The sequence below is a fragment of the Amycolatopsis sp. 195334CR genome (genome assembly GCF_017309385.1).
Classification (GTDB): domain Bacteria; phylum Actinomycetota; class Actinomycetes; order Mycobacteriales; family Pseudonocardiaceae; genus Amycolatopsis.
On the sequence record NZ_JAFJMJ010000002.1, the window covers coordinates 2427959 to 2451751 of the forward strand.

The window sequence follows — 23793 nt, forward strand, 5'->3', positions numbered from 1 at the left end:
GACTCCCCGACGGGCGGGCTGCGCCCGGACAGACACATCCTGCGCAATGATGTGCACGACCGGAAGGGAGCGCGCCGTGAAGTACCTGCTGTTGATCGGTGGTGAGGGCACCGGGTCGGAGGAGAGTTCCGCGGAGGTGTGCGGGAGTGAGGACGTGCGGGCGTGGGTCGACGAGATGACGCGCCGGGGGGTGCTGCTCGACGGTGAGCTGCTGCACCCGGCCGAGGACGCGACCACGCTGCGAGTGCGCGACGGGCAGGTGCTGTTGTCGGACGGGCCGTTCGCGGAGACGAAGGAACAGGTCGGCGGGTACAACCTGATCGAGTGCGCGAACCTGGACGAGGCGGTCGAGGTGGCGGCTAAGCACCCGGTGGCGCGGTTCGGCATGATCGAGGTCCGCCCGGTGCTCGATCCGGCGGACGTCCCGGGTTGACCGCCGCACAACCCGGCGACGATGCCGGGGATGTCAGCCGCAGCGGGCGCAACGGCGACCCCACCGGGAGGACCAGCCGCGAGCGAAGCGGGGGCGACTACACCGGAGAAGCCAATCACGAGTCTGGCGGCGAGGCCACCCACGGGCGCGTCGGTGAGGCTGAGGTCCGCGCGGCCGTCGCGGCGGCGTTTCGGGATGAGTGGGGGCAGGTGGTGGCCACGCTCATCCGGGTCACCGGTGACTGGGACCTCGCCGAGGAGTGCGCGCAGGAGGCGTTCTCGACGGCGTTGCGCCGCTGGCCGCGGGACGGGATTCCGCGCAAGCCCGGCGCCTGGCTCACCACGACCGCGCGGAACCGGGCCACCGACGTGCTGCGCCGGGAGGCCGTGGGCGCGGCGAAGCTCCGGGAGCTGGCGGCGATCCCGCCCCCGGAGGACGCCGAGCCCGACGAGAGCGGGGTCGCCGACGACCGGCTGCGGTTGATCTTCACCTGCTGCCACCCGGCGTTGCCGTTCGAGGCGCGGGTGGCGCTGACGTTGCGCACGCTGGCGGGCTTGAGCACGGCGGAGATCGGGCGGGCGTTCCTGGTCCCGGAGGCGACGATGTCGCAGCGGCTGGTGCGGGCGAAGCGCAAGATCCGCCACGCCGGGATCCTGTACCGGGTACCGCCGGCGCATGTGCTGCCGGAGCGCACGAACGCCGTGCTCGGGGTGTTGTACCTGCTGTTCAACGAGGGCTACTCGGCGTCGGCGGGGGCGGATCTGGTGCGGCGGAACCTCTGCGCGGAGGGGATCCGGCTGGCGCGGTTGCTGGCCGGGTTGATGCCGGACGAGCCGGAGGCGGTCGGCCTGCTGGCGTTGATGCTGCTGCACGACGCGCGGCGGGAGGCGCGGCTGGACGCGGCGGGTGATCTGGTGTTGCTGGAGGACCAAGACCGGTCACGCTGGGACCTCGCGGAGATCGAGGAGGGCACCGGGCTGCTGGAGTCGGCGTTGCGGCGGCGACGGCCGGGGCCGTACCAGCTGCAGGCGGCGATCGTGGCGTGCCACGCGACGGCGGCGCGGGCCGAGGACACGGACTGGCCGCAGATCGCGGCGTTGTACGAGCGGCTGGAGCGGGTGGTGCCCTCGCCGGTGGTGCGGTTGAACCGGGCGGTCGCGGTGGGCATGGCCGAGGGCCCGGCGGCGGGACTGCTGTTGCTCGACGAGCTGGCCGAGGGTGGTGAGCTGGCGGGATACCACCTGCTGCCCGCGGCGAGGGCCGATCTGCTGCGACGCCTGGGGCGGGCGGCGGAGGCGGCGGTGGCCTACCGGGAGGCGCTGGAGTTGGCTTCGACCGACGCCGAGCGGCGGTACCTGGAGAAGCGGCTCGCGGAAGTTTCCTGAGCGGGGGTGTCGGTCCGGCGCGGGGTGGTTCGTCGGGGGTTCGTAGACCGCGACGAGGAGGACAAGATGGCGACGTTCGTGCTGATCCACGGTGGGGGTTCCAGCGGCTGGGAGTTTCACCTGCTGGAGGCGGAGTTGCGTGCGCTCGGTCATGACGTGGTGGCCCCGGACCTGCCGATCGAGGACGGCGCGAACGGACTGGCCGAGTACGCCGACGCCGTGGTGACCGCGGTCGGCGCGCACCAGAAGCAGACCGGGGCGCGTCAGGAGGCGGCTGCGGTCGGGGCGCCCGAGGACCTCGTGGTGGTCGGGCATTCGTTCGGCGGCCTGGTCGCTCCCCTGGTCTGCGACCGCCTGCCGTCGCGGATGCTGGTGCTGCTGGCGGGCATGATCCCGCGCCCGGGCGAGCCGGCATCGGACTGGTGGGCGAACACCGGGCACCAGGCCGAAGTGGACATGGAGGCGGACCCGATCGGGGCGTTCCTGCACGACGTGCCAACCGCACTGGCCGAGGAAGCACTGGCGAAGGGACGCCCGCAGGAAAGCGATTCGCTGGGCAAGCCGTGGCCGCTGGCGGCGTGGCCGGTCGTCCCGACGAAGGTGCTGGCGGGCCGGGACGACCGGTTCTTCCCTCTGGAGTTCATGCGGCGGGTGGCGCGGGACCGGCTGGGCCTGGAGCCGGACGTGATCGGGGGCAGCCACTGCATGGCGTTGTCCCGGCCGAAGGAACTGGCTGCCCGCCTCGACGGCTACCTAGCGGCCGAGCAGCAGACCGCTCAGTAACGCACCGGCCAGCATCAGGCCCGCGGCGACCGCGGCGGCGACGGTGTGGCCGTGGACCTGGGCGGCGAGCGTGGCACCTCCGGCGGCGACCCCGTTCAGCACGGCGATGCCGATCGAGCCGCCGAGTTGCTGGGCGGTGCTGATCAACGCGGAGACCAGGCCGGTCTCGCGGGGTTCGGCGCCGGTGAGCGCGGCGCTGATGCTGGGTGACATGACCAGCCCGGTGCCGACGCCGAAGACGAGCTGCGCGGGCAGGACGCCGCCGAGGTAGGTGCTGTCCGGAGTGAGCTGGGTGAGCAGGGCGAGCCCACCGGCGGTGAGCACCATGCCGGGCACGATCAGCAGCCGCGGGCTGAGCCGGGCCATCAACCTGCCGGAGACCTGCGAGGCGATCAGCATGGTGGCGGCGGTGCCGGGGAGGATGGCCAGCCCGGTGCGCAGCGGGTCGAAGCCGAAGACCTCCTGCAGCTGGTAGGTGAGCACGAGCATGGTGCCGAACATGGCGGCCATGGTGGTGGCGACGGCGGCCAGCGCGCCGAGGCGGCGGCGGGTGAGCAGCCGTGGTGGCAGCAGCGGGTTGCCGGTGCGGACCTGGCGCAGGGCGAACGCGCCGAGCAGGAGCACGGCCGGGATCAGCCAGAGCGGCCTGCCGGTGGTCGCGAAGACCAGTGCGGCGGCGCCGGTGCTGCCGAGCAGCGTGCTGGGCAGGTCCAGACGCAGCGGGTGGCGGGGGGTCTCGGGCAGCAGGACCGGGGTGAGCACGGCGGTCAGCGCGGCGATGGGCACGTTGACGTAGAGGCACCAGCGCCAGTCGAGTGCGGCGGTGAGCAGGCCGCCGGCCAGCAGGCCCGCGGCTCCCCCGGCGCCGACGACCGCGCTGAACCGGCCCAGCGCCCGTCCGCGTTCGGCTGGGTCGGTGAACAACGCGGTGAGCAGGGCCATCGCGGTCGGGGCAAGCAGCGCGGCGAAGACGCCCTGGGCGGCGCGGGCACCGATGAGCATGCCGCCGTTGAGCGCCGCTCCCCCGGCGGCGGAGGCGAGCCCGAAGCCGAGCACGCCGATCAGCAGGGCACGGCGGCGGCCGATGGCGTCGGAGATCCGGCCGGCGGGCAGCAGCAGGGCGCCGAAGGCGAGCATGTAGGCGGTGACGATCCAGTGCCGGTCGGCGTCGGACAGGCCCAGGTCGTGCTGGGCCGGGGGCAGCGCGATGTTCACGATCGTGGTGTCGAGCAGCACCATCAGCTGGGCGGCGCAGAGCAGGGCGAACCCGGGCCAGCGGGTGGTGCGGGCGGAGGTGGTGGTCATGGCGGCGACCTTGGCAGATAAAAGTTAACCGAGTCAAGTTTTAAACTCGGACAAGCTTGGGCTAGCATGCGCCCATGAGCCTTCGGGAGCGGAAGAAGCAGCGCACGCGCCAGGCCATCTCGGACGCGGCGATCGCGTTGTTCCTCGACGCCGGCTTCGACCGGGTCTCGGTGGCCGAGGTGGCCGCGGCCGCCGAGGTGTCCAAGCCGACCCTGTTCAAGTACTTCCCCGCCAAGGAGGACCTGGTCATCGACCGGCTCGCCGACCACCGCGAGGAAGCCGCCGCGGTGGTGCGCGCCGCGACCGGGCGGCCGCCGTTGGCCGCGCTGCACGAGCACTTCCGCACCGGGCTCGACCGCCGGGACCCGATCACCGGGCTGTGCGACGAACCCGAGGTGCTCGCCCTCAACCGGCTCATCTACGACACCCCGGCGCTGCTGGCGGGCATGTCGCGGTTCACCGACCACTCCGTCGACGCGCTGACCACCGCGCTGCGCGAGGCGACCGGCCGCGACGACCTCGCGCCCCGCCTGGCCGCCGGGCAGATCGTCACCGTGCAGCGCCTGCTCGCGCTGGAGAACCACCGGCACATCACCGCCGGCGAGACGGCCGCGGCCCGTCACCCCGCGGCCGCCGCCGAAGCGGACCAGGCGTTCGGTCTGCTGCGCTCAGGCCTGGACGGGCTGTGAGCCGAACGCCCCGGCGACGAAGTCGTCGAACGAGCGCGGCTCACGGCCCAGCGCGCCGCGCACGCCGTCGCTGACGTAGTCGCCGCTGCCCTGGACGCGTTCGCCTTCAGCGTCGCGTTCAGGCGGATTCGCGGGGTGCCACCGAGTGCGCGGCGTAGTCCGGGAGCGTGATGGCGCGAGCCGCCTTGGTGGTCATGCCGTCGAACAGCTTGGCCAGCCGCCGCCACGACAGCGCCCGGTACATCTGGTTCCGGTGCCAGATCCGCAAGCGCGTCGCCGGGGCGAGGAACGGGCCGGCGCCCTCGGCCAGCTTCTGGCAGCCCGCCGCGTAGTCGCGCATCCGCTCCTCGTACCGCGCGAAGGCGACCCGGTGGTCCCCGTGCGCGACGGCGAGTTCACCGGCCAGCACGTACGCCCCGACCAGCGCGGTCCCCGTGCCCAGCCCGCCCAGCGTCGCGCCGTAGCCCGCGTCACCGACCAGTGCGACCCGCCCGCGCTGGAACCCGGGCATGCGCACCTGGCTGATCGAGTCGAAGTACAGCTCCGGCGCCGCCCACATCGCCTCCACCAGCCGCGGCACCTCCCAGCCCGCACCCGCGCAGCGCTCGGCGACCAGCCGCTTCTGCGCGTCCAGGTCGCGCCGGTCGTACTCCAGCCATTCCGACGGGAAGACGAACCCGCCGTCGGTCTTGCCACCCGCGCTGCCGATGTTCGCGCCGAGGCCCGGCTCGTTGTACATCAGCCCGCTGTGGTCCAGGCCGAGGAAGTTGGGCATCTCGAACGCCGCGACGTAGTACCCCAGGAACCGCACGAACCGCGACTCCGGCCCGAACGCCAGCGCCCGCACGTTCGAGTGCAGCCCGTCCGCGCCGAGCACCAGGTCGAAGGTGCGCGGCTCCCCGCGGTCGAAGCACACCCGCACCCCGTCGGCGCTCTCGGTCATCGACGCGATCGAATCGCCGAACACGTATTCGGTGTGGTCGCGAGTGCGCTCGTAGAGCAGGCGGCTCAGCTCGTCGCGCTCGATCTCCACGTCACCGCTCATGAACGACGACGGCAGCGTCGCCAGCTGCCTGCCCGCCGCGTCGACGACCACCTGGTCGCCCATGTTCGTCTGCCGCCGCCGGACTTCGTCGAGGATGCCCATCTCCCGCAGCACGCGCAGATGCACGTCACCGCGGAAGTCCACGGCGAAACCGCCGCCGCGCAACCCCGGCGCGCGCTCGACGACGGTCGTGGAGAAGCCGTAGCGGTGCAGCCAGTGCGCCAGCGCGGGGCCGGCGACACTGGCGCCGGAGATCAGGATGTTCTTGGTCATGACCCCAGGCTCGGCGGTGGCGCTGACCAACCGCGCACCGCGCGCTGACGGTCGTCAGCCGGGGCTCGTCCGCCAGTACTGGCGCTTCTTCTCCTCGCGGACGAACACCCCGGCCTTGACCAGTTCCCGACGCAGCTCCTTGACCTCGTCGCCCTGGTCCTTGGTCAGCGCCTCCTTGCGTGCCCGCAGCAGCGCGTTGGCCCGGTCCGAGAGCTCCGGCGTGCCCTCCACCCAGAGCCGGTAGTCCTCGCGGTACGGGTCACCGTCGGCGTGCCAGGGAAAGCCGTGCTGCTCGAACGCCGCGCGGACCCGCTGCTTGGGCAGGTCGGAGGACTCGCGGGCCAGCTCGTCCCCGGCCGTGCCCACGAGCACGAGCTTGCCGCCGTCGAAGAACACCGCCCCCACCGCGGCGCGCTCGAACCGCTGGCTCTCCCCGCCACGGGTGAGCACCACACCGGTCGCGTCGAGTTCCAGGCTGAGCAGGTCCAGCTCACCCAGGAAGGCCAGCACCAGGCCGCCCACCGCGCCGATGCCCAGCGCGCCGAGCGTGGCGGCGGGCTCCGGGATCGACGCCACCAGCTCGAACGGTCCCTGGAACGGGAACCAGGTCAGCGTGGCGACCCAGCCCGCGGCGAGCTTCAGGCCCCAGAGCAGCGCCGCGCCCAGCAGCGGGCAGAGCAGCCAGCCCAGCACCCGCCAGCCACGCGCGAGCGCGACCACGGTCGAGGAGGAGGTGCGCGTCATGTCACCGAATAATAGACCGCGTACTCGGTTTATCAATGAGCAGGAGGCCTTCGATGGTGTCTTCGCAGGTCGCGAGCTCCTCGACGACCTCAGCCGCCTCAGCCCACTCACCTCGCAGGCCGGCCGCCCTGGCGCGGGCGAACAGGTGCGCCTGCTCGTTCTTCGCCACCACCAGTTCGTCGTCGCCGCCCTGGTCGAACAGCGCCGCGAAGTCCAGCGCCCGCCGCGCCCCGAGCGGCAGCGCGAACGCGGTGAGGAACCCGCCCAGCGCCGGCGCGACCGGCTTGCGCAGGTCCGCGGCCAGCAGGCGGATGGTGTCACCGCCGCCGGGGTTGTCCCGGTAGATCTCGCTGAAGAACGCGCGGGCCTGGGCGTAGTCGACCTGGCGGGACCGGCCGATCTCGCGCCAGCGCTGGTAGACGCTGTGCTCGTACTCGATCCGGTCCCCGCGCCAGGCGGCTTCCAGGTCGGCGAACCCGAGCCGCGCGCACGGGAAGCCGGCCGGGTCGTGCAGGTGGACGCCCTCGTCGTCGAGGTCGTAGGCGACCACGTAGTGATCGGCGCCGGGGACCTCGTGGTGGAAGGGCAGGTAGGTCAGGTGGCCCATGTCCAGCGGGCCGAGCAGCACCGGCCCGGTCGCGAGCTCCTTGCGCAGGATCTCGTCGACCGGGCCGTCGCCGGGGCCGTGCGTGCCGGTGAACTCGCAGCCGAGCAGCCCGAGCGCGGCGTCGATGCCCTGGGGCGGGGTGATCGCGCTGAAGAAGACGCGCCCGTCCTCGGGCACCCGGGTCGCGCCGAGCCCGACGCCGGAGAGCGCCTCGATCAGGCCCGGGCGCACCCGGTCGCCGTGCACCGAGAGCATCATCGCCACGGAGTCGGCGTAGCAGTAGGGAACGTTGCCGTAGTAGTCCATGCCGGACGGTCTACGACCTGACACGGTGTGAGAGTCAAACAGCGGTACCGGGCGGCGACGAAGGAGATCCACAGCAGCGCGGTGATCCAGCCGATCGCCAGCGTCAGCGAGCCCGCGGCGCCCCCGCTCATCGCCCACAGGTCGCCGAGCAGCAGCGCGGTGCCCGCGACGTAGGAGGCGACCGCCTTCCGGCCGGTGAAGTGCCTGCCCAGCACGTAGCAGGCCGCGACCAGGGTGGCGAAGCCGAGCGTGCCCGCGGCCATGTGCCCCAGGCTCGCCCCGCCGAACGGGTCGGCCGGGTCCATGGTGAACACCCCGGCGCCGATCATCCCCACGCCGCTGACCGCGACCAGCCGCGCCGCCCACCGGCCGGGCAGCACGCGCCCCAGGCCGATCGCGCCGAGCACCGTGAGCAGGCCGCCGACCAGGAAGTTCAGGACCTGCACCCAGCCGAGCGAGCCCACGCTGAGCATGCTCAGCGGCAGCCGCGTCAGGTCGAATCCCTCGCGGGTGGCGGCCTGGACCAGGGAGACCGAGGCCCACAGCGGCGCGGCGACGACCGCGCAGGTGAGCAGGGACCGGGTGGAGAACGCGGGACGGGAAGCGGTGGTGGTCATCGCCGGGGCCTTTCGGGGAAGTGGTCGGTTTCGCTGACGCGTCGCAGCGGCGATGTGACAGGGAACGAGTACATTCCCTGTCACATCCGTTGTTCGACGCGTCAGCGAAGGCAACCCCGAACCGAGGAGATGGCGATGCGCTTCCTGATGACGTCCACCCCGACCGGCGAGACCACCAACCCGAACCTCGAGGCCGAGATGGGTGCCTGGATCGAGGAACTGACCGCCTCCGGGGTGCTGCTGGCCGCCGGCGGCATGGCGCTGGCCGGGATCGAGGTCAGCGAGAGCGGCGGCGAGGTCACCGTGACCGACGGCCCCTACGCCGAGGCCAAGGAGGAGGTCGGCGGCTTCGCGCTGGTCGAGGTCCGCAGCGAGGAGGAGGCCGTGGAGATCGGCCGCCGCTTCGTCAAGATGGTCGGCAACAGCCGCAGCGTGATCCAGCGGGTCTACGGCTAGGCCCCGGATGGACGCCCACCGCTCGATCGACGCGGTCTGGAAGCTGGAGTCGGCCCGGATCGTCGCCGGGCTGACCCGGCTGGTCCACGACGTCGGCCTCGCCGAGGAAATGGCGCAGGACGCGCTCGTGGCCGCGTTGGAGCAGTGGCCGGAGTCGGGCGTCCCGGACAATCCGGGCGCCTGGCTGATGGCCGTGGCCAAGCGGCGGGCGATCGACCACCTGCGGCGCTCCCGGCGGCTCGAAGAACTCGGCGACACCGACGAACCCGAGGCCGCCGAGGCGGAGCCCGAGCAGGATGACGTGCTCCGCCTGATGTTCCTGTCATGCCACCCGGTGCTGCCCGCACCGGCCAGGGTGGCGCTGACCCTGCGGCTGCTCGGCGGCCTGACCACCGCCGAGATCGCCAGAGCGTTCCTGCTCAGCGAACCGAAGATCGCCCAGCGCGTGGCCACCGCAAAGCGCACGCTGGCCGAGGAGCGCGTGCCGTTCGAACTGCCCGAGCGCGCCGAACTCGCCGGGCGCCTGTCGTCCGTGCTCGAAGTGATCTACCTGATCTTCAACGAGGGCTACTCGGCCACCTCCGGCGACGACCTGATGCGCCCCGGCCTGACCCTGGAGGCGCTGCGGCTGGGCCGGTTGCTGGCCCGGCTCGCCCCCGGCGAGGCCGAGGTGCACGGCCTGGTCGCGCTGATGGAGATCCAGCAGTCCCGCTCGGCCGCGCGCACCGGCCCGTCCGGCGAACCCATCCAGCTGCACCAGCAGAACCGCGGCCGCTGGGACCGGCTGCTCATCCGCCGCGGGTTCACCGCGATGCTCAAGGCCCGCGAAGCCGGCGGCAAACCCGGCCCGTACCTGCTGCAGGGCGCGATCGCGGTGTGCCACGCGCAGGCCCGCACCGCCGAGGACACCGACTGGACGCAGATCGCCACCCTCTACGACGCGCTCGTCCGGCTCCTGCCGACGCCGATCGTGCAGCTCAACCGCGCGGTCGCCTACGGCAGGGCGCACGGCCCGGCCGCCGGGCTCGCGATGGCCGACGCGCTGCTGTCCGACCCCGCGCTGCAGGACTACCACCTGCTGCCCGGGGTCCGCGCCGACCTGCTGGCCGAGCTCGGGCGCAACGACGAAGCCAGGGTGGAGTTCCAGCGTGCCGCCGCGCTGACCCGCAACGCCGCCGAACGCGCGTTCCTGCACCGCCGCGCCGACGGGCTGCCCACCGGCGGCCACCCCGTGCGCACCCTCGCCGACGCGGCCGCCGACTTCCTCGCCCGCGACACCCTCGACGCCGCGACCGTGCGCTCCTACGGCCAGACCCTGCGACGCCTGCGCGCCACCCTCGGCGGCCAGTTGCCGCTGGCGTCGCTGACCGCCGACCAGGTCACCCGCGTGTTCACCACCGCCTGGGGCGACGCGGCGGCCACGACCTGGAACCGGCACCGCTCGGCGTTGCGCTCGTTCGCCGCCTGGGCCGGGATGGACGACCTCGGCGCCGGCCTGGATCGCCGCGCCGAAACCAGCACGCGCATCCCGTCGATCGCCCCGGCCCGGCTCGACGCGCTGTGGTCGCAAGACCTCCCGCTGCGGGAGCGCACGCTCTGGCGGCTGCTGCACGAATCCGCCGCTGGCGTGCGGACCGTGCTCTCGCTCGACATCGAGCACCTCGACCTCGAAGATCGCCGTGCCGAGATCGGCGGCACCTGGGTGTCCTGGCGCTCGGGCACCGCGCGGCTGCTCCCCGAGTTGCTCGCCGGCCGCACCCGCGGCCCGCTGTTCCTCGCCGACCGACGCCCCGCCCCGGCCCGCACCCCCGCGGCGGCCGATCTCTGCCCGGAGACCGGCCGCCGCAGGCTGTCCTACGAACGTGCCGAGTACCTGTTCAAGCAGGCGACCCGTCCGCTGGACCCGGACGGCCGCGGGTACACCCTGCGTCAGCTCAAACCGCGGAACTAGGTGTGATGTCCAGGGACGTTGTTCCGGTTTGAGGTGATGTTGTGGGCCTGTCGTGCTGACAGGTGAAGGCCTCCGGTTGTGAAGTGGAGCTGTCTAGGAACCGCTTCACCTGTCCGGAGGCCTTCATGTCCCACCCTAATGCCACTTTGACCCCGCGAACCCGGCTGCGGCTGGCGCGCCTGATCGTTGAGCGGGGCTGGCGGCCGGCCGAGGCCGCGACGATGTTCATGGTCGCGGTCACCACCGCCCGCAAGTGGGCCGAGCGCTACCGCGCCGAGGGCGAGGCGGGGATGGCCGATCGCAGCTCGCGCCCACACCACAGCCCTGCCCGAACCCCCGGCCCTGTCGTGCGGCAGATCGTGCGGTTGCGCTGGCGGCACCGGCTGGGCCCGGTCCAGATCGCCGGCCGGCTCGGGCTGCACGCCTCGACGGTGCACGCGGTACTGGTGCGCTGCCGGATCAACCGGCTCTCCCGTATCGACCGGGTCACCGGCGAACCCCTGCGCCGCTACGAACATCCCCACCCCGGCTCACTGATCCACGTCGACGTCACCAAGTTCGGCAACATCCCCGACGGCGGCGGCCACCGCTACGTCGGACGCCAGCAGGGCGCCCGCAACAAACGCGCCACCCCGAACCTGCCCCGCGGCAACGACTACAAACCCCGCACCGGCACCGCGTTCCTGCACACCGTCATCGACGACCACTCATGCCTGGCCTACGCCGAAATCCACGCCGACGAAAAGACCCCCGCCGCCACCGCCGTCCTGCGCCGGGCCGTGGCCTGGTTCGCCGAACACGGAGTCCAGGTCGAACGCGTCCTGTCCGACAACGGCTCGGCCTACCGTTCCCACGCCTGGCGCGACACCTGCACCGAACTCGGCATCACCCCGAAACGCACCCGCCCCTACCGCCCCCAAACCAACGGCAAGATCGAACGCTTCCACCGCACCCTGGCCGAGGGCTGGGCCTACGCCCGCTACTACCCCACAGAAACCGCACGCCGCACAGCCCTACCAGGCTGGCTCCACTTCTACAATCACCACCGACCCCACTCATCCACCGAAGGCCAGCCACCCATCACCCGACTAACCAACCTCCCTGGACATCACAACTAGGGCAGGCTCACGGTCTGCTCGAGGATCAGGTTGTCCCGCGCGTCGTACAGCGAGACGGTCATCTCCTCCGACACCAGGCCGTCCTGCAGGTCCGCGGGCATCAGCGCCAGGAAGGTCCCGCCGCCGGCCACCGCCACCGGGGCCGGTCCGCCACGGTCCCGCCGCACGACCATCCGGGCGGTTTCCGGCGGCACCAGCCCGCCCGCGAGCATCTGACGACTGCTCTCGGACCAGTTGATGCCGTTGGGAAAGGCCGCCACGCTGCGCACGGCTCCGGTCCCGGCGGTGCTGGGCATCTCCGCCGCCTCGTAGTGGGGTTCGCCGTCCTTCTCCGACACCGCGCAGAACGCGACGCGGTCGCCGAACCGGGCGGCCATCGCCGTGGTCGGGCCCTCGACGAGCAGTGCGCCCGGCTGGTAGCCCGCCGCGTCGGGGATCTTGAGGTCGGCCCCGTCCAGGCACTCACCGAGCCACCGGCCGTGTTCACTGGTCCGGTCCACCCCGGGCACCGGGCGGTCGACCACCTGCACCGCGGGCGGGGGCGCGACGAGCGGAGCGCCGTCGAGGTTGAACGTGGCCGAGGCCTGGTCCGGGGAGTTGCGCCAGAGGAACAGACCGTCGGCCCAGGCCGCGTCCCCGTTCATCCCGGACGCCCCCTTCTCGGGCTTGAACTCCGAGCTCAGGTAGGGCGGAGCCGCGGACACCCCGGCGAACACCCCGGGCGGGCTCGCCAGCACCGCCGCGGTCGAGGTGCCCGGCGCGTAGTTCAGCGGCGCCTGGGGATCCGACACCGTCACCGTGGTCGCCGTGGTGTGGCAGACCAGCGGTTTGCCCTCGGCACGGGCCATCGCGGTCACCCCGGACGAGGCGCGGCCGTCGAACGGGGCGTGGGTGAACACCGGCTTCCAGGTGTCCCTGGCCGGGAACACGCCGGTCTTGCCCGCCGCCTCGATCGCCGCCCAGCACCGGTCGAGCGCTTCGGCCGCCAGCCGTTCGTCCAGTTCCATCCCCGGTGGCAAGGCCACCGGAGCCGCCCCGTCCGGGGTGCGGAGCTCGCTCGTCGCCACCAGCGCGCCCGCGGCCAGTACGGCGACCGCGGCCGCGGCCACCGCCGGACCGCGCCACGAGCGCTGCCGCGGCTGGTCCATGCCCTCGCGGAGTTTCACCCGGATGCTGTCACGCACCGCGTCCGGCAGTTCCCGTCGCGGCGGGAGGTTGAAGTCGTTCACCGGGATCCCTCCAGTTCCGTGCGCAGGCGGGCCCGCGCCCGCGAAAGGTGGGCCCGGACCGAGGGCTCGGCCAGCCCGAGCAGTTCGGCGGCGTCGGGGACCGGCAGCTCACCGAGCAGGCACAGCTCCACCACCCGCCGCTGCGCCCTGGGCAACGCGGCCACCGCCGCGGCCAGCTCGCGCACCCGGTCACTCGCGGCCAGCCGGTCCACCACCGCGTCGGCGTGGTCGTCGGCCACCGGCTCGGGTCCGGCCCGCCGCACCAGGCGCAACCGGCGCACCGAGCCGCGGTGCTCGGTGCGGGCCAGATTGCCCGCCACCGTGTACAGCCACGGCAACGCCGACTCGTTGACCAGCGTCACCTCGCCGCGTTTGCGCCAGGCGGTCAGGAAGGTGGCCGAAGCCAGGTCCTCGGCCACCGACCAGGAACCGGTCAGCCGGTAGGCGTGGTTCCACACCGCCTGCACATGTCGTTCGAACAGCTCGGCGAAGGCGTCCTGATCCCCCAGGGCCGCACGCCGCCACAGTTCCGTGTCGGGTTCGAGGAGCGGATCCATCCCCACCCGGTTCACTCTCGCGGTCATCACACCGGTCAGTGGCCGGCACCCCGGGAATTGTTGCAGTGGGGCTCAGCGGCGCCCGCCACGAGCGTCGTAAGCCGCCCTGGCTCGGTCGACTTCGGGCAGGTGGACCGACCACTCCGACAGCGCGGCGAACAACGGCGACAGGCTCCGGCCCAGTTCGCTGATCTCGTACTCCACCCGCGGGGGCACCTCCGCGTGATAGGTGCGCACCACCAGCCCGTCGCGTTCGAGCTGCCGCAGCCGCTGGGTGAGCACCTTGGGCGTGATCGTGGTGATGCGGCGCTCCAGCTCGACGAACCGCTGCTTGCCGTACTCGTGCAGCACCCACAGGATCGGCGTGGTCCAGCGGCTGAACACCACGTCGACCACCGGCGCGATCGGGCACGCCAGCTCCGGGGTGGTTGTGCTCTCGATCACGATCCGGCCCTCCGCCCAGTACTTTCCTCTAGGTACCTACTATACCGGCGCCGGTAGCTTCCCTGTGCATACCAACAACGAGGGAGCACAAGATGATCGTGGTGACCGGAGCGACCGGCAACGTGGGCGCGCCGCTCGTGCAGGCACTGACCGACGCGGGTGAGCAGGTGACCGCCGTCTCGCGCACCGGAAGCGGAGCGCGGCACGTCCACGCCGACCTGGCACACCCGGAAACCCTGCGGCCCGCACTCGACGGCGCCTCCGCGCTGTTCCTGCTCGCCCCCGGCGGCGCCGACCTGACCCAAGTCGCCGAACTGGTGCCGGAGACCGGCATCCAGCGCGTCGTCCTGCTGTCCTCCCAGGGCGTGGCCACCGGCCGCCACTCCCCCGGCACCGAAGCCGCCGTCCGCCAATGGAGTCCGGAATGGACAGTGCTGCGGCCGGGTGGCTTCCACAGCAACACCTTCGCCTGGGCCGAGAGCATCCGCACCCAGCGCGTCGCCGCCGCGCCCTTCGCCGACGTGGCCCTGCCGACGGTGGACCCCGGCGACATCGCCGAAGTCGCCGCCAAGGCGCTCACCGAACCCGGCCACCACGGCAGCACCTACGTGCTCACCGGCCCGGCCCCGATCACGCCTCGCCAGCAGGCCGCCGCGATCTCGGACGCGCTCGGCGAGCCTGTGCGGTTCCACGAGCAGACCCGCGCCGAAGCCCGCGCGCAGTTCCTCGGGTTCATGCCCGAACACGTCGCCGACGCCACCCTGGACATCCTCGGCGAACCGAAACCCGCCGAGCAGGAGGTCAGCCCGGACATCGAGCGTGTCCTCGGCCGTCCACCGCGCGCCTACGCCGACTGGGCCGTCCGCACCGCGGCGGTGTTCAAGTGACCCGCGTCCTCGACTCGACGATGGCCCACCGCGAAACCGGCACCGGCACGCCCATCGTCTTCCTGCACGGCAACCCCACCTCGTCCTACCTGTGGCGCCACGTGCTGCCCGCGGTCGGCGACCCCGGGCGCCGCCTGGCCCCGGACCTGATCGGCATGGGCGAGTCCGGCAAACCCCGCATCGACTACACCTTCGACGACCACGCCCGCTACCTCGACGCCTGGTTCGACGCGCTCGGCCTCGGCGAAGTCGTGCTGGTCGGGCACGACTGGGGTGGCGCGCTGGCCTTCGACTGGGCCGCCCGCCACCCCGGGCGGGTCCGCGGCATCGCCTTCACCGAGACCATCGTCAAGCCGATGAGCTGGGCGGAGTTCCCCGAAGCCGGCCGCGAACTGTTCCGCGCCATCAAAACCCCCGGCGCGGGCGAGGAACTGATGCTGGAGCGCAACGCGTTCATCGAGACCATGCCCGACATCGTCACCGGGCTGACCGGCGCCGACCTGGCGGCCTACCGGCGGCCGTACCCGACCCCCGAATCCCGCCTGCCGCTGCTGCGCTGGGCGCGGATGATGCCGCTCGACGGTGAACCCGCCGACGTCGTCAGCCGGGTCGAGCGGTACGACCACTGGCTCGCGACCAGCCCCGAGGTGCCGAAGCTGCTGCTCACCTTCAGCTCTTCGTACGGCGCGATGATGACACCGGAGCTGATCGACTGGTGCGCGCGGAACATCGCCGGGCTCGACATCGCCGCTCACGACCTGGTCGCCGGGCACCAGACCCCGGACGACCAGCCCGAGGCGGTCGCCGCCGCCGTCGCCACCTGGCTCGACAAGCACGGGCTCAGGTGAACGACCGTCCCACGGGCGTGAGCGCGTAGTGCACCGTGCGGCCGGTGCGCTCACGCGCGACCAACCCGTTCTCCCGCAACACCCGCAGGTGGTGCGAGACCGCGCTCGGCGTCACCCCGAGCACCAGCGCCAGGTCCGTGGTCGTCGCCGGAACGCGCAACGCGGTCAGCAGGTCCGCCCGCGCCCGGCCCAGCAGGCGGACCACGCTCGGCCGGGCCGGCGCGGCGGCCGCCCACAGAGCACCGCTGCCCCGAACCGGGTACCGGACCGTCGTCTGCGTGGCCGTGTGCCGCTTGACCAGCACGTTCGACGGTCCCAGCGCCAGCGGCATGAGCACCAGGCCACCGGGCCCGAGACGCACCCGCCCGGTCCCGGCCACGGACAACCGGCCGCCGGACCAGCGCACGCTCGGGTGCAGCCCGGCGAACAACCGGTCCGCCCCACCGGCGGCCAGCACGCGTGCCCGGTACGCCACGTCGGCCTCGTGCACCGCGCGGATCCGGGGCCAGTGCGGGGCGATCAGCCGGTCGTGGGCCACCCGCAGCTCGGCGGCCACCGCGCGCAGGCCGTTCTCCGGATCGGCGGCGAGCGCGGGCGGGTCGTCCCCGAAGACGCGCCGCAGGCTCGCCTGCACGTCGTCGGCCCCGGTGCGCACCAACGCCGCCAGATCGTCCTCAAGGGACGAACGGGCCGAGGCCGGGGCGGGGACCAGGAAGTTCGGCCAGGTCGAGCGGTTGGCCAGCAGCGGCCAGGTCCACGACAGGTCCAGTGGCTCCCGCGCGAGTTCGGCCGCCGCCCACCGGGTCCACCACGTGGCCCGCGTCCCCAGCGACAACAACCCGGCCACGGTCTCCGACAACGGCGAGAGCGCGAACCGGGTCGCCGCCAGCTCGGCCACCCCGAGCTCCAACGTCATCGGCACCCGCCCGAGTATGCCGCCCCGTCACCCCCGATCAAGGAAGCTGACGCGCATCAGCCTGCTGTCGGCCCAGTCCTCGAGCCGGGTCGGCCGGATGGCGCCTCGCGTACGAGCCGGTCGCGGCACAGGTAGGTGTTGCCCGGATGTTCTGGCGTGCTCATGCGGCCTGCAGCGCGGGGCCGAGGAGGAGCCCGCCGTCGATGACGTACTCCGAGCCGGTGATGAACGACGCGTCCGAGGACGTGAGGAACAGCAGCAGCCGGGTGACGTCGGTCGGCTCCCCGAGCCGGGGGATGGCGAACGGCTCGGGCGAATAGAAGTCGGCGATCGGCGCGGCCGCGCCGGCCGCTGGTTCGTGGATGAACGGCGTCGCGATCACGCCGGGGTGGATGGTGTTCACCCGGATGTGGTCGCGGCCGAGTTCCAGTGCCGCCGTTCGAGTGAGGCCGCGCACGGCCCACTTGCTGGCGACGTAGGGCGCGTAGAAAGCCGTGCCGCCCAGGCTCATGGTCGAGCCGATGTTGACGACGGCTCCCCCGCCCGCGCGGCGCAGCGCGGGGGCGGCGGCCTTGATGCCGAGGAAGGTCCCGGTGAGGTTGACGTCGAGGATGCGCGACCACGTGGCCTGCTCGGTGTCTTCGATCGCCGCGGGCGGGTTCTGCACCCCCGCGTTGTTGACCAGCACATTCAGGGCACCGAAAGCTTTCTCGGCGGACTGCACGGCGGTGGCCCACGAGCTCTCGTCGGTGACGTCGAGGTGGGTGAAGCGGGCGCGGGGCCCGAGTTCGTCGGCGAGCGCGGCACCGCGTTCCGCGTCGATGGCGCCGATCACCACGTTCGCCCCCTCGGCGTGGAAGGCACGCACGTGGCTCGCGCCCTGGCCGCCGGTCCCACCGGTCACGAGCACGGTCTGGTTGTCGAAACGGGGCATGGGTGTTCCTTCGATCCAGGAGAGTGGTGAGCCGATCGACTCACCATGCACTCGACACTAGGTCGGCGACAGTGGTGAGTCAAGCCACTCACCTCGTATGCTCGATCCATGAGCAAGCTCGTGACGACGTACCACCAGCGCGTCGCCCAGGAGAAGCGCGCGCTGATCGTGACGGCCGCGACCGCGTTGTTCCTCGAACTGGGCTACGACCGGACGTCGCTGGCGCGGATCGCGGAGAGCTCCGGCGTTTCGCGGGCGACCTTGTTCAAGCAGTTCCCGAGCAAGGCCGCCCTGTTCGACGCCATCGTCACCGAGTCGTGGTCGACCGCCGAGGAGGAGGCCCCTCCCCCGGCGGGCAACGTCGTCGACGGGCTCGGCACCATCGGCCGCCGGTACGCCGCACTGCTGGGCCGCCCCCAGATGACCGACCTGTTCCGGATCGTCATCGCCGAACTGCCCCGATTCCCCGAACTGGCCCACGCGCAGTTCGCGCAGGGCAAGCTGCCCTACTTCGACTCCGTGCGCCGCTACCTGCTGGCCGAGCAGGAAGCGGGCACGGTGCGGATCGAGGACGTCGACCTCGCCGCCACCCAGTTCCTCGGCATGATCTCCAACTACGTCTTCTGGCCGACCCTGCTGGTGCCGGGCTGGCAGGTGAGCGCCGAACGCGTCGCCCAGGTGGTCGACGAGGCCGTCCGCACCACCGCCGCCCGATACGCCACGGCTGGATCCTCCACCGGCGACTGAGCCCCGGGCTCAATGGTGTCCCGCGTGCACCCGCCGCCACGAGCATGCGCGCATGTCCTTTCGCAGACTCTGGTGGGCCACCGGCTGCACCAGCATCGGCACCGGCGCCGCCACCACCGCGCTCCCGCTGCTGGCGGTGTCCCTGTCGCCGGACCCGCGCCACGTCACGCTGGTCGCGGCCGCCACCTACCTGCCGTGGCTGCTGTTCGCACTGCCCGCCGGGGCGCTGCTCGACCGCGGTGACCGGATCGGCCTGATGTGGCGGGCCCAAGCCGTCCAGGTCCTGCTGGTCGGCCTGCTCGCCGCGCTCGGGCACCTCGGTCTCGCCGTGGTGGTCCTGCTCGCGTTCACCATCGGCGCCTGCGAGGTGCTGGTCGGCAACGGCGCCCAGACCGTCGTGCCCGACCTCGTCGCCCCGGCGTCGCTGCACCGCGCCAACAGCGCCCAGCAGGCCGTCACCACGATCGGGCAGCAGTTCGCCGGGCCGCCGCTGGGCAGCGCGCTGTTCGCCGTCGCCGCGGCACTGCCCTTCGGCCTCCACGCCGCCGCGCTCACCGCGTCGACCGTCCTGCTGGCCACCCTGCCCCGCACCACGCACCCGCGTCCCACCGGCACCGCGATGACCGACGGCCTGCGCTGGCTCGCCCGGGACCGCCTGCTGCGCACCCTCGCGCTGCTGCTCGGCGCCAACACCTTCGCCGGACAACTGGCCAACGCGACCCTCGTCCTGCTCGCCACCCAGGACCTGCGCCTGGACGCCACCGGCTACGGCCTCCTGCTCACCGCCGCCGCGTTCGGCAGCGTGCTCGCCGGGCTGGTCACCCCGTGGCTCCTGCGCACCGTCGGCGACACCCGGGCGCTGGTCGCCTCGCTCGTGCTGAACGCCGGGGTCTTCGCCGGGATCGGCCTCAGTCCCAACGCGACAGTGCTGGCCGTCCTGCTCGCCACCAACGGGTTCCTCACCACGATCTGGAGCGTGGTGACCGTCAGCGCGCGCCAGCAACTGGTCCCGCCCGGCCTGCTCGGCCGCGTCAACAGCGCGTACCGGGCACTGGGCTGGGGCCTGATGCCGCTGGGCGCGCTGGCCGGCGGGTTCGTCGCGCACGGCTTCGGCCTGCGCGCGCCCTACCTGCTCGCCGCCGCCCTGCGCCTGATCGCGCTCCTGCTCGCCCTTCCCGTGCTGCGCCGTCAGGAGACGTGACGCAGCCGCCGGAAGCAGAACCACGCCAGCAACCCGGACATCATCAGGAACAACCCGGTTTCCAGCCACTGCAACGGCCAGAACCGCGACGCGGGCTGGTAGGTCAGGTGCTGCTCGTACCCGAGTCCCGACAACTGCGCGAAACAGCCGTGCACCCGCTCGAAATCAGGCACCACACCGGGCTGCGCCGGTGGCAGACAGCCGTGCACCACCTCCGGCAGCGCGCTGACCACCTGGCCCTGCGGATTCACCGTCTCGTCGGCCAGCACCCACGCCCCGGCCGGCCGCACCACCCGCAACACGGCGGGCACGTCCCGCTCGTCGACCTGCACACCCTCGATGTTCACCGCGGTCAGCGCCACCACCTGCTCGGTCGAGGGCAGCAGGTGCGGGCGCACCGCCAGCGGCACCGCGACCTGCACCGCGGCGAACACCAGCAGCGTCACCGCTATCGCCGCGACCGTCCGGCGCAGCACCAGCCCGGCCGCGACTCCCAGCACGAACGCGAAAGCCGCGTATCCGATCGGCGCGATCCCGCGCGCGGTGAACATCGCCGCCTCGATGCGCGGTTCGAAGGCGCTGTGCGGATCGGCCACCGCCGCGGCGTCGATCGGCGCGACCCACCAGCCGACCACCGCGCTGAGCAACCCGGCCGCCACCATCGCCGCCACCACGCCCAGCCCCAGCTTCACCGCCAGCCACCGGGCCCGCGACACGGTCTGGTTCCACGCCAGGTTGTGCGTGCCCGCCTCCAGTTCGCGGGTGATCAGCGGCACGCCCCAGAACGCACCGATCGCCGCCGGCAGCAGGTACAGCGCGAACTGCCCGCCGCGGTAGAGCAGTTCCTCCTCACTGCGGCCGAGCAGCAGCAGGACCGCGGTGATCACCGCGAGCGAGGCGTACATCGACACCAGCGGAACGCGGAACTGGCGCCACGCCAGCCAGGTCATCGCACCACCTCCAGCGCCGGGCGTCCGGGTTCCCGCTCGCGCAGGTAGGCCAGCACCAGATCCTCCAGCCCCACCTGGCTGACCGTCCACATCGGATCGAGAATCGGCGCCTCGGTGCGCACCAGCACGGTGCTCTGACGCTCGGTGTGGCTGGCCGAGACGACCTCCTGCGCGGCGGGCAGGGTGGCGGGATCGCGCCGCGGGCCGGTCAGCAGGTGGTGGGTGGCGAGCAGTTCGTCGAGGTCACCGGCGAGCCGCACCCGGGAATCGACCAGCACCACCAGGTGGTCGCAGACCCGTTCCAGATCGGAGACCAGGTGCGAGGACAGCACCACGCTCAGCCCGTGCTCGGCCACCGCCGCCATCAGGTCCTGGAGGAACTCCCGGCGCGCGAGCGGGTCGAGCGCGGCGACCGGCTCGTCGAGCAGCAGCAGTTCGGGGCGCTTGGCGATGCCGAGCGTGAGCGCGAGCTGCGCGCGCTGGCCGACGGAGAGCTTTCCCGCCCGCTGCGCCGGATCCAGGCCGATCCGGTCGATCCGCTCGGTGGCCAGCGCCGCGTCCCAGCCCGGGTTCAGCCGCGCGCCGAGGCGCAGGTGCTCCTCGACGGTCAGCGTCGCGTAGACGGGCGCGTTCTGCGCGACGAAGCCGACCTTGGCCAGCTGCTCCGGCCCGCTGCCGGGCACCCCGCCGCACACCTCGATCGTGCCCGCGCTCGGCGCCAGCATGCCCGCCGCCAGCCCGAGCAGGGTCGACTTGCCCGCGCCGTTCGGCCCGACCAACCCGGTCACGTGCCCGGCCGGGATGTCCAGCGCGCACTCCCGCAACGCCCACCGGCGCCGGTACCGCTTGCCCAGCCCCCGTGCGCGCAGCGTGGTCACGCTATGTCCTCTTTGGACGCGTCGTGAAACGTGGCGGAGAACAACGCCTCGATGCTCTCGTCGTCGAGCCCGGCCAGCCGGGCCTTCGCCAGCCAGCGGCGCAGATCCTGACGCAGCGGTCCCAGCGTGGCGGGCGAGCCGCCGGACAGCGTCGCCGTGACGAAGGTGCCCACCCCGGGCCGCGCGGCGACCAGGCCGTCGTGCTCGAGTTCCCGGTAGGCCTTGAGCACGGTGTTCGGGTTGATCGCCAGCGCGGCCACCACGTCCTTGACCTTCGGCAGCTGGTCGCCCTTGTGCAGCAGGCCCAGCCGCAGCGCGTGCCGGACCTGCCGCACGAGCTGCTGGTACGGCGACAACCCCGAGCGGGTGTCCAGGTGGAACTCCAGCACCACGGCCTCCATTTAGCTAGTTACCTAGCACTATAGAGGCCGGGGTGCCGCGCGTCAGCCGGTGACCGAGCTGATCCAGTCCCGGTAGGCGCCGACGTGGGTGTACTGGCAGGTGGTGTCGTTGCCGGTGGACAGCACGCCGACCTGGACGCCGTCGGCGGTGAACATCGGGCCGCCGGAGTCGCCGCTGCCGCACACGCCGTTGATCCGGGTGCCGTTGATCGCCCGGCCGTCGTAGGCGTCGCTGGCGTTGGTGTCGGTGACTTCGAGCTTGGCGTTCTTCAACCGCGGCGACTGCTGCCCGCCACCGGTGTCACCCCAGCCGTGGATGGTGACCGTGTCGCCGGAGGCCACCGCGTCGAGGTCGCCGAGGGAAACCGCGGGCGCCGACACCGGTTCGGCGAGCTTCACCAGCGCCAGATCGGCATTGTCGTGCAGGGTCACCCCGTTCGGGGCGGCGTCGACGTAAGTGCCTTTCGCGTGCTCGACATTTCCGACGCGGAAACCCCACTGGTGATTTCCGCCGATGCAGTGCCGGGCGGTGAGAATCCACTCCGGGGCGAGCACGGTGGCGGTGCAGTAACCGTCGGAACCGTCCTGGTAAAGGCGGGCCGACCAGGGCGCGGAAGCGGTGAACTCGCCGTCGACGATGGCGTGGGCGGGGGCGGAAAGGCCGATCAGCGCGGCGGCGGTGATCAGCGCGGTGGCAGCGGGACGCATGGGCGGAACGCTAATCGCCCGATCGGGGAATTCGTCACCTGCGAAAGTCCTGTTTCATCAGTAATTCATCGCGGCTCGCTACTTTCGGCGGGTGACAATAAGACAAAAAGCAGCCATGGCGCTGACCGGTCTGCTCGCGGCCACGGGACTTTCCGTGGCGAGCGCCCCGGTCGCGCAGGCGGAAGCCCCGTGCGAGGGCACTTACACGATCGTGGTCGGCGGCACCGGCAGCAAGTGGTGGAACGACGGGTTCACCGGCAACATCCAGCAGCACGTCGGCTACCCGACCGACATCCCCAACGGCGCCAGCGCCCGCGCGGGCGTCGACGAGCTGAACCGCCTGCTCCGCGACCAGCGCAACCTCTGCCCCGGCCAGCACGCCAAAGCCGTCGGTTACTCGCTGGGTGCCGCGGTGGTGCACATCTGGGTGACCGAGAACTGGCAGACCTTCGGCAACGTCAACGCCGTGCTCATCGCCGACCCCAAACGGCAGGCGCCGCCGGGGTACAACGGCGGGAGCGTGCCGTTCGGCGGCATCGTCGGCTACCCGCTCGCCGGCGCCGACCGCTACTTCGGCAACGTCCCGGTCAAGTCGATCTGCCACTGGGACTACGTCTGCGACGAGTCCGCCGGCATCTGGACCTACCCGAACAACCACATGTACAACTACCCCAACGACTGGAACGTCGACCACCACAACGACTCCGCGCACGAGCAGTGGTTCAACGGGGCCTGGCACCCCTGGTAGCCGCCAGCGCCCGCCCGCCGTTCTCGGCCTGGGCGAGCAGGTCCTCGAGGCGGTAGCGCCCCGAGGCGAACAACCCGTTGCGGTACAACGCCGCGTAACCGTGCGCGAGCGCGATGAGGTTCGCCACCAGTTCGAGTGATTCCGGCTTGGTCCGCTCGCCGGTGTCGTCCGCGAGCCCGGTGAACAGGTCCATCAGCTCGCGCCCGGCCGTGGCCAGTTCCTCGTCCCGCAGCGCCGCCAGGTCCGACGCGTAGATCACGTCGAACCCGACCCCGCGGCCGACCGCGAACCGCAGGTAGGCCGATCCCGCCACGGCGAACCGCTCGGCGGGATCGGCTCCGGCGGCGTCCACCGCGGCACGGACGGCTTCGGCCAGTTCGCGGGCGGCGGCGGTGGCGACCGCGGCGAACAGGTGGTCGCGGTCGCGGAAGTGCCGGTACGGCGAGGCGGTGCTGATCCCGAGGCGGCGCGCGACCTGCGCCACCGAGAACGCGGCGGGCCCCTGCTCGGCGAGCACCTCGAAGCTGGTGCGGATCAACGCGGCGGGCAGGTCGCCGTGGTGGTACCCGCGCTTGCCCGCCATGAACCCCGCTCCTTGACCTCGATGTGATAGCCCTCGTACATTAGCAAGCG

The 23793-nt window shown here is 72.3% G+C and carries 27 protein-coding genes; 12 read left to right on the forward strand and 15 right to left on the reverse strand.

The window, feature by feature from the left end; translation table 11 throughout:
• Positions 1–76 precede the first annotated feature (76 nt).
• From JYK18_RS34080 to JYK18_RS34090, 3 genes are all read left to right on the forward strand, one after another.
• Entirely contained in the window at positions 77–433 is a 357-nt protein-coding gene (locus tag JYK18_RS34080) for a YciI family protein (protein ID WP_374195080.1), read from the forward strand.
• Positions 430–1818 (forward strand): RNA polymerase sigma factor, encoded by a 1389-nt coding sequence (locus JYK18_RS34085; protein ID WP_206807508.1) that lies wholly within the window; start codon positions 430–432, stop codon positions 1816–1818. Before JYK18_RS34080 ends, JYK18_RS34085 begins: the two co-directional genes overlap by 4 nt.
• A 66-nt stretch (positions 1819–1884) precedes the next feature.
• The gene (locus JYK18_RS34090; protein ID WP_206807509.1) at positions 1885–2601 is read left to right on the forward strand and encodes an alpha/beta fold hydrolase; all 717 of its coding nucleotides are present in this window, start codon (positions 1885–1887) and stop codon (positions 2599–2601) included.
• Here the strand turns inward: JYK18_RS34090 and JYK18_RS34095 are convergent.
• Positions 2572–3906 (reverse strand): MFS transporter, encoded by a 1335-nt coding sequence (locus JYK18_RS34095; RefSeq protein ID WP_206807510.1) that lies wholly within the window; start codon positions 3904–3906, stop codon positions 2572–2574. The genes JYK18_RS34090 and JYK18_RS34095 overlap by 30 nt on opposite strands.
• A gap of 74 nt (positions 3907–3980) precedes the next feature.
• On the opposite strand from JYK18_RS34095, the gene JYK18_RS34100 reads away from it, so the two are divergent.
• Complete coding sequence (locus JYK18_RS34100; RefSeq protein WP_206807511.1) at positions 3981–4595, forward strand: TetR/AcrR family transcriptional regulator; 615 nt, start codon at positions 3981–3983, stop codon at positions 4593–4595.
• Between the two features lie 118 nt (positions 4596–4713).
• On the opposite strand, the gene JYK18_RS34105 is transcribed toward JYK18_RS34100, so the two are convergent.
• Genes JYK18_RS34105 through JYK18_RS34120 form a run of 4 tightly spaced genes read right to left on the reverse strand, consistent with a single transcriptional unit; the run spans position 4714 to position 8187 of the window.
• Complete coding sequence (locus JYK18_RS34105) at positions 4714–5913, reverse strand: FAD-dependent monooxygenase (RefSeq protein ID WP_206807512.1); 1200 nt, start codon at positions 5911–5913, stop codon at positions 4714–4716.
• Positions 5914–5967: 54 nt separating this feature from the next.
• A complete protein-coding gene (locus JYK18_RS34110) occupies positions 5968–6657 on the reverse strand; it encodes a hypothetical protein (protein WP_206807513.1) in 690 nt (229 codons plus the stop codon).
• A 1-nt stretch (position 6658) separates the two neighbouring features.
• Positions 6659–7570: a hypothetical protein gene (locus JYK18_RS34115; RefSeq protein WP_206807514.1), complete on the reverse strand. Its 912-nt coding sequence runs from the start codon at positions 7568–7570 to the stop codon at positions 6659–6661.
• Positions 7519–8187, reverse strand: a complete 669-nt coding sequence (locus tag JYK18_RS34120) for a DUF998 domain-containing protein (protein ID WP_206807515.1) — start codon at positions 8185–8187, stop codon at positions 7519–7521. Before JYK18_RS34120 ends, JYK18_RS34115 begins: the two co-directional genes overlap by 52 nt.
• A gap of 135 nt (positions 8188–8322) precedes the next feature.
• Here JYK18_RS34120 and JYK18_RS34125 point away from each other — a divergent pair, with 135 nt between their 5' ends.
• From JYK18_RS34125 to JYK18_RS34135, 3 genes are all read left to right on the forward strand, one after another.
• Entirely contained in the window at positions 8323–8643 is a 321-nt protein-coding gene (locus JYK18_RS34125) for a YciI family protein (protein WP_206807516.1), read from the forward strand.
• 7 nt (positions 8644–8650) lie between these two features.
• Positions 8651–10594 carry a sigma-70 family RNA polymerase sigma factor gene (locus JYK18_RS34130; protein WP_206807517.1) on the forward strand — a complete coding sequence of 648 codons (1944 nt, stop codon included), beginning with the start codon at positions 8651–8653 and terminating at the stop codon, positions 10592–10594.
• A 125-nt stretch (positions 10595–10719) separates the two neighbouring features.
• A complete protein-coding gene (locus JYK18_RS34135; RefSeq protein WP_206808291.1) occupies positions 10720–11712 on the forward strand; it encodes an IS481 family transposase in 993 nt (330 codons plus the stop codon).
• Here the strand turns inward: JYK18_RS34135 and JYK18_RS34140 are convergent.
• The 3 genes from JYK18_RS34140 to JYK18_RS34150 form a co-directional block, all read right to left on the reverse strand.
• A complete protein-coding gene (locus tag JYK18_RS34140; protein ID WP_206807518.1) occupies positions 11709–12941 on the reverse strand; it encodes a hypothetical protein in 1233 nt (410 codons plus the stop codon). The genes JYK18_RS34135 and JYK18_RS34140 overlap by 4 nt on opposite strands.
• Complete coding sequence (locus tag JYK18_RS34145; protein ID WP_242583688.1) at positions 12938–13498, reverse strand: RNA polymerase sigma factor; 561 nt, start codon at positions 13496–13498, stop codon at positions 12938–12940. Before JYK18_RS34145 ends, JYK18_RS34140 begins: the two co-directional genes overlap by 4 nt.
• 72 nt (positions 13499–13570) lie before the next feature.
• Positions 13571–13942, reverse strand: a complete 372-nt coding sequence (locus JYK18_RS34150; protein WP_374195081.1) for a winged helix-turn-helix transcriptional regulator — start codon at positions 13940–13942, stop codon at positions 13571–13573.
• Between the two features lie 92 nt (positions 13943–14034).
• Between JYK18_RS34150 and JYK18_RS34155 the strand changes: the two genes are divergently transcribed.
• Both JYK18_RS34155 and JYK18_RS34160 read left to right on the forward strand, forming a co-directional pair.
• The gene (locus JYK18_RS34155) at positions 14035–14829 is read left to right on the forward strand and encodes an SDR family oxidoreductase (protein ID WP_206807520.1); all 795 of its coding nucleotides are present in this window, start codon (positions 14035–14037) and stop codon (positions 14827–14829) included.
• The gene (locus JYK18_RS34160) at positions 14826–15677 is read left to right on the forward strand and encodes a haloalkane dehalogenase (RefSeq protein ID WP_307796183.1); all 852 of its coding nucleotides are present in this window, start codon (positions 14826–14828) and stop codon (positions 15675–15677) included. The genes JYK18_RS34155 and JYK18_RS34160 overlap by 4 nt, the downstream gene beginning before the upstream one ends.
• On the opposite strand, the gene JYK18_RS34165 is transcribed toward JYK18_RS34160, so the two are convergent.
• Complete coding sequence (locus JYK18_RS34165) at positions 15670–16593, reverse strand: helix-turn-helix domain-containing protein (RefSeq protein ID WP_206808294.1); 924 nt, start codon at positions 16591–16593, stop codon at positions 15670–15672. The two genes, JYK18_RS34160 and JYK18_RS34165, sit on opposite strands and share 8 nt — an antisense overlap.
• A gap of 160 nt (positions 16594–16753) precedes the next feature.
• Positions 16754–17527 (reverse strand): SDR family NAD(P)-dependent oxidoreductase, encoded by a 774-nt coding sequence (locus JYK18_RS34170; protein ID WP_206807521.1) that lies wholly within the window; start codon positions 17525–17527, stop codon positions 16754–16756.
• Between the two features lie 108 nt (positions 17528–17635).
• On the opposite strand from JYK18_RS34170, the gene JYK18_RS34175 reads away from it, so the two are divergent.
• Both JYK18_RS34175 and JYK18_RS34180 read left to right on the forward strand, forming a co-directional pair.
• Positions 17636–18274, forward strand: coding sequence for a TetR/AcrR family transcriptional regulator (locus JYK18_RS34175; RefSeq protein ID WP_206807522.1), 639 nt, complete (start codon positions 17636–17638; stop codon positions 18272–18274).
• A gap of 52 nt (positions 18275–18326) precedes the next feature.
• Entirely contained in the window at positions 18327–19475 is a 1149-nt protein-coding gene (locus JYK18_RS34180) for an MFS transporter (RefSeq protein WP_206807523.1), read from the forward strand.
• Here JYK18_RS34180 and JYK18_RS34185 read toward each other — a convergent pair.
• From JYK18_RS34185 to JYK18_RS34200, 4 genes are read right to left on the reverse strand one after another with little or no spacing between them, the layout of a single operon-like run.
• Entirely contained in the window at positions 19463–20425 is a 963-nt protein-coding gene (locus JYK18_RS34185) for a transporter (protein ID WP_206807524.1), read from the reverse strand. The two genes, JYK18_RS34180 and JYK18_RS34185, sit on opposite strands and share 13 nt — an antisense overlap.
• On the reverse strand, positions 20422–21303 hold the full coding sequence (locus JYK18_RS34190; RefSeq protein WP_206807525.1) for an ABC transporter ATP-binding protein: 882 nt from the start codon (positions 21301–21303) through the stop codon (positions 20422–20424). Before JYK18_RS34190 ends, JYK18_RS34185 begins: the two co-directional genes overlap by 4 nt.
• Positions 21300–21704, reverse strand: a complete 405-nt coding sequence (locus JYK18_RS34195; protein WP_206807526.1) for a GntR family transcriptional regulator — start codon at positions 21702–21704, stop codon at positions 21300–21302. Before JYK18_RS34195 ends, JYK18_RS34190 begins: the two co-directional genes overlap by 4 nt.
• A 42-nt stretch (positions 21705–21746) precedes the next feature.
• Positions 21747–22412 (reverse strand): trypsin-like serine protease, encoded by a 666-nt coding sequence (locus JYK18_RS34200; protein WP_206807527.1) that lies wholly within the window; start codon positions 22410–22412, stop codon positions 21747–21749.
• Positions 22413–22527: 115 nt separating this feature from the next.
• Here JYK18_RS34200 and JYK18_RS34205 point away from each other — a divergent pair, with 115 nt between their 5' ends.
• Positions 22528–23160, forward strand: a complete 633-nt coding sequence (locus JYK18_RS34205) for a cutinase family protein (RefSeq protein ID WP_206807528.1) — start codon at positions 22528–22530, stop codon at positions 23158–23160.
• Here JYK18_RS34205 and JYK18_RS34210 read toward each other — a convergent pair.
• Positions 23135–23743 (reverse strand): TetR/AcrR family transcriptional regulator, encoded by a 609-nt coding sequence (locus tag JYK18_RS34210; protein WP_206807529.1) that lies wholly within the window; start codon positions 23741–23743, stop codon positions 23135–23137. The two genes, JYK18_RS34205 and JYK18_RS34210, sit on opposite strands and share 26 nt — an antisense overlap.
• Positions 23744–23793 lie beyond the last annotated feature (50 nt).

Excerpts from the sequence above, each read along its gene's own strand:
- JYK18_RS34090 (WP_206807509.1), top strand. The coding sequence starts at position 1,885 with ATGGCGACGTTCGTGCTGATCCACGGTGGGGGTTCCAGCGGCTGGGAG.
- JYK18_RS34095 (WP_206807510.1), bottom strand. The coding sequence starts at position 3,906 with ATGACCACCACCTCCGCCCGCACCACCCGCTGGCCCGGGTTCGCCCTG.
- JYK18_RS34100 (WP_206807511.1), top strand. The coding sequence starts at position 3,981 with ATGAGCCTTCGGGAGCGGAAGAAGCAGCGCACGCGCCAGGCCATCTCG.
- JYK18_RS34105 (WP_206807512.1), bottom strand. The coding sequence starts at position 5,913 with ATGACCAAGAACATCCTGATCTCCGGCGCCAGTGTCGCCGGCCCCGCG.
- JYK18_RS34110 (WP_206807513.1), bottom strand. The coding sequence starts at position 6,657 with ATGACGCGCACCTCCTCCTCGACCGTGGTCGCGCTCGCGCGTGGCTGG.
- JYK18_RS34115 (WP_206807514.1), bottom strand. The coding sequence starts at position 7,570 with ATGGACTACTACGGCAACGTTCCCTACTGCTACGCCGACTCCGTGGCG.
- JYK18_RS34120 (WP_206807515.1), bottom strand. The coding sequence starts at position 8,187 with ATGACCACCACCGCTTCCCGTCCCGCGTTCTCCACCCGGTCCCTGCTC.
- JYK18_RS34125 (WP_206807516.1), top strand. The coding sequence starts at position 8,323 with ATGCGCTTCCTGATGACGTCCACCCCGACCGGCGAGACCACCAACCCG.
- JYK18_RS34130 (WP_206807517.1), top strand. The coding sequence starts at position 8,651 with ATGGACGCCCACCGCTCGATCGACGCGGTCTGGAAGCTGGAGTCGGCC.
- JYK18_RS34135 (WP_206808291.1), top strand. The coding sequence starts at position 10,720 with ATGTCCCACCCTAATGCCACTTTGACCCCGCGAACCCGGCTGCGGCTG.
- JYK18_RS34145 (WP_242583688.1), bottom strand. The coding sequence starts at position 13,498 with ATGGATCCGCTCCTCGAACCCGACACGGAACTGTGGCGGCGTGCGGCC.
- JYK18_RS34155 (WP_206807520.1), top strand. The coding sequence starts at position 14,035 with ATGATCGTGGTGACCGGAGCGACCGGCAACGTGGGCGCGCCGCTCGTG.
- JYK18_RS34165 (WP_206808294.1), bottom strand. The coding sequence starts at position 16,593 with ATGACGTTGGAGCTCGGGGTGGCCGAGCTGGCGGCGACCCGGTTCGCG.
- JYK18_RS34170 (WP_206807521.1), bottom strand. The coding sequence starts at position 17,527 with ATGCCCCGTTTCGACAACCAGACCGTGCTCGTGACCGGTGGGACCGGC.
- JYK18_RS34175 (WP_206807522.1), top strand. The coding sequence starts at position 17,636 with ATGAGCAAGCTCGTGACGACGTACCACCAGCGCGTCGCCCAGGAGAAG.
- JYK18_RS34180 (WP_206807523.1), top strand. The coding sequence starts at position 18,327 with ATGTCCTTTCGCAGACTCTGGTGGGCCACCGGCTGCACCAGCATCGGC.
- JYK18_RS34185 (WP_206807524.1), bottom strand. The coding sequence starts at position 20,425 with ATGACCTGGCTGGCGTGGCGCCAGTTCCGCGTTCCGCTGGTGTCGATG.
- JYK18_RS34195 (WP_206807526.1), bottom strand. The coding sequence starts at position 21,704 with ATGGAGGCCGTGGTGCTGGAGTTCCACCTGGACACCCGCTCGGGGTTG.
- JYK18_RS34200 (WP_206807527.1), bottom strand. The coding sequence starts at position 22,412 with ATGCGTCCCGCTGCCACCGCGCTGATCACCGCCGCCGCGCTGATCGGC.
- JYK18_RS34205 (WP_206807528.1), top strand. The coding sequence starts at position 22,528 with ATGGCGCTGACCGGTCTGCTCGCGGCCACGGGACTTTCCGTGGCGAGC.
- JYK18_RS34210 (WP_206807529.1), bottom strand. The coding sequence starts at position 23,743 with ATGGCGGGCAAGCGCGGGTACCACCACGGCGACCTGCCCGCCGCGTTG.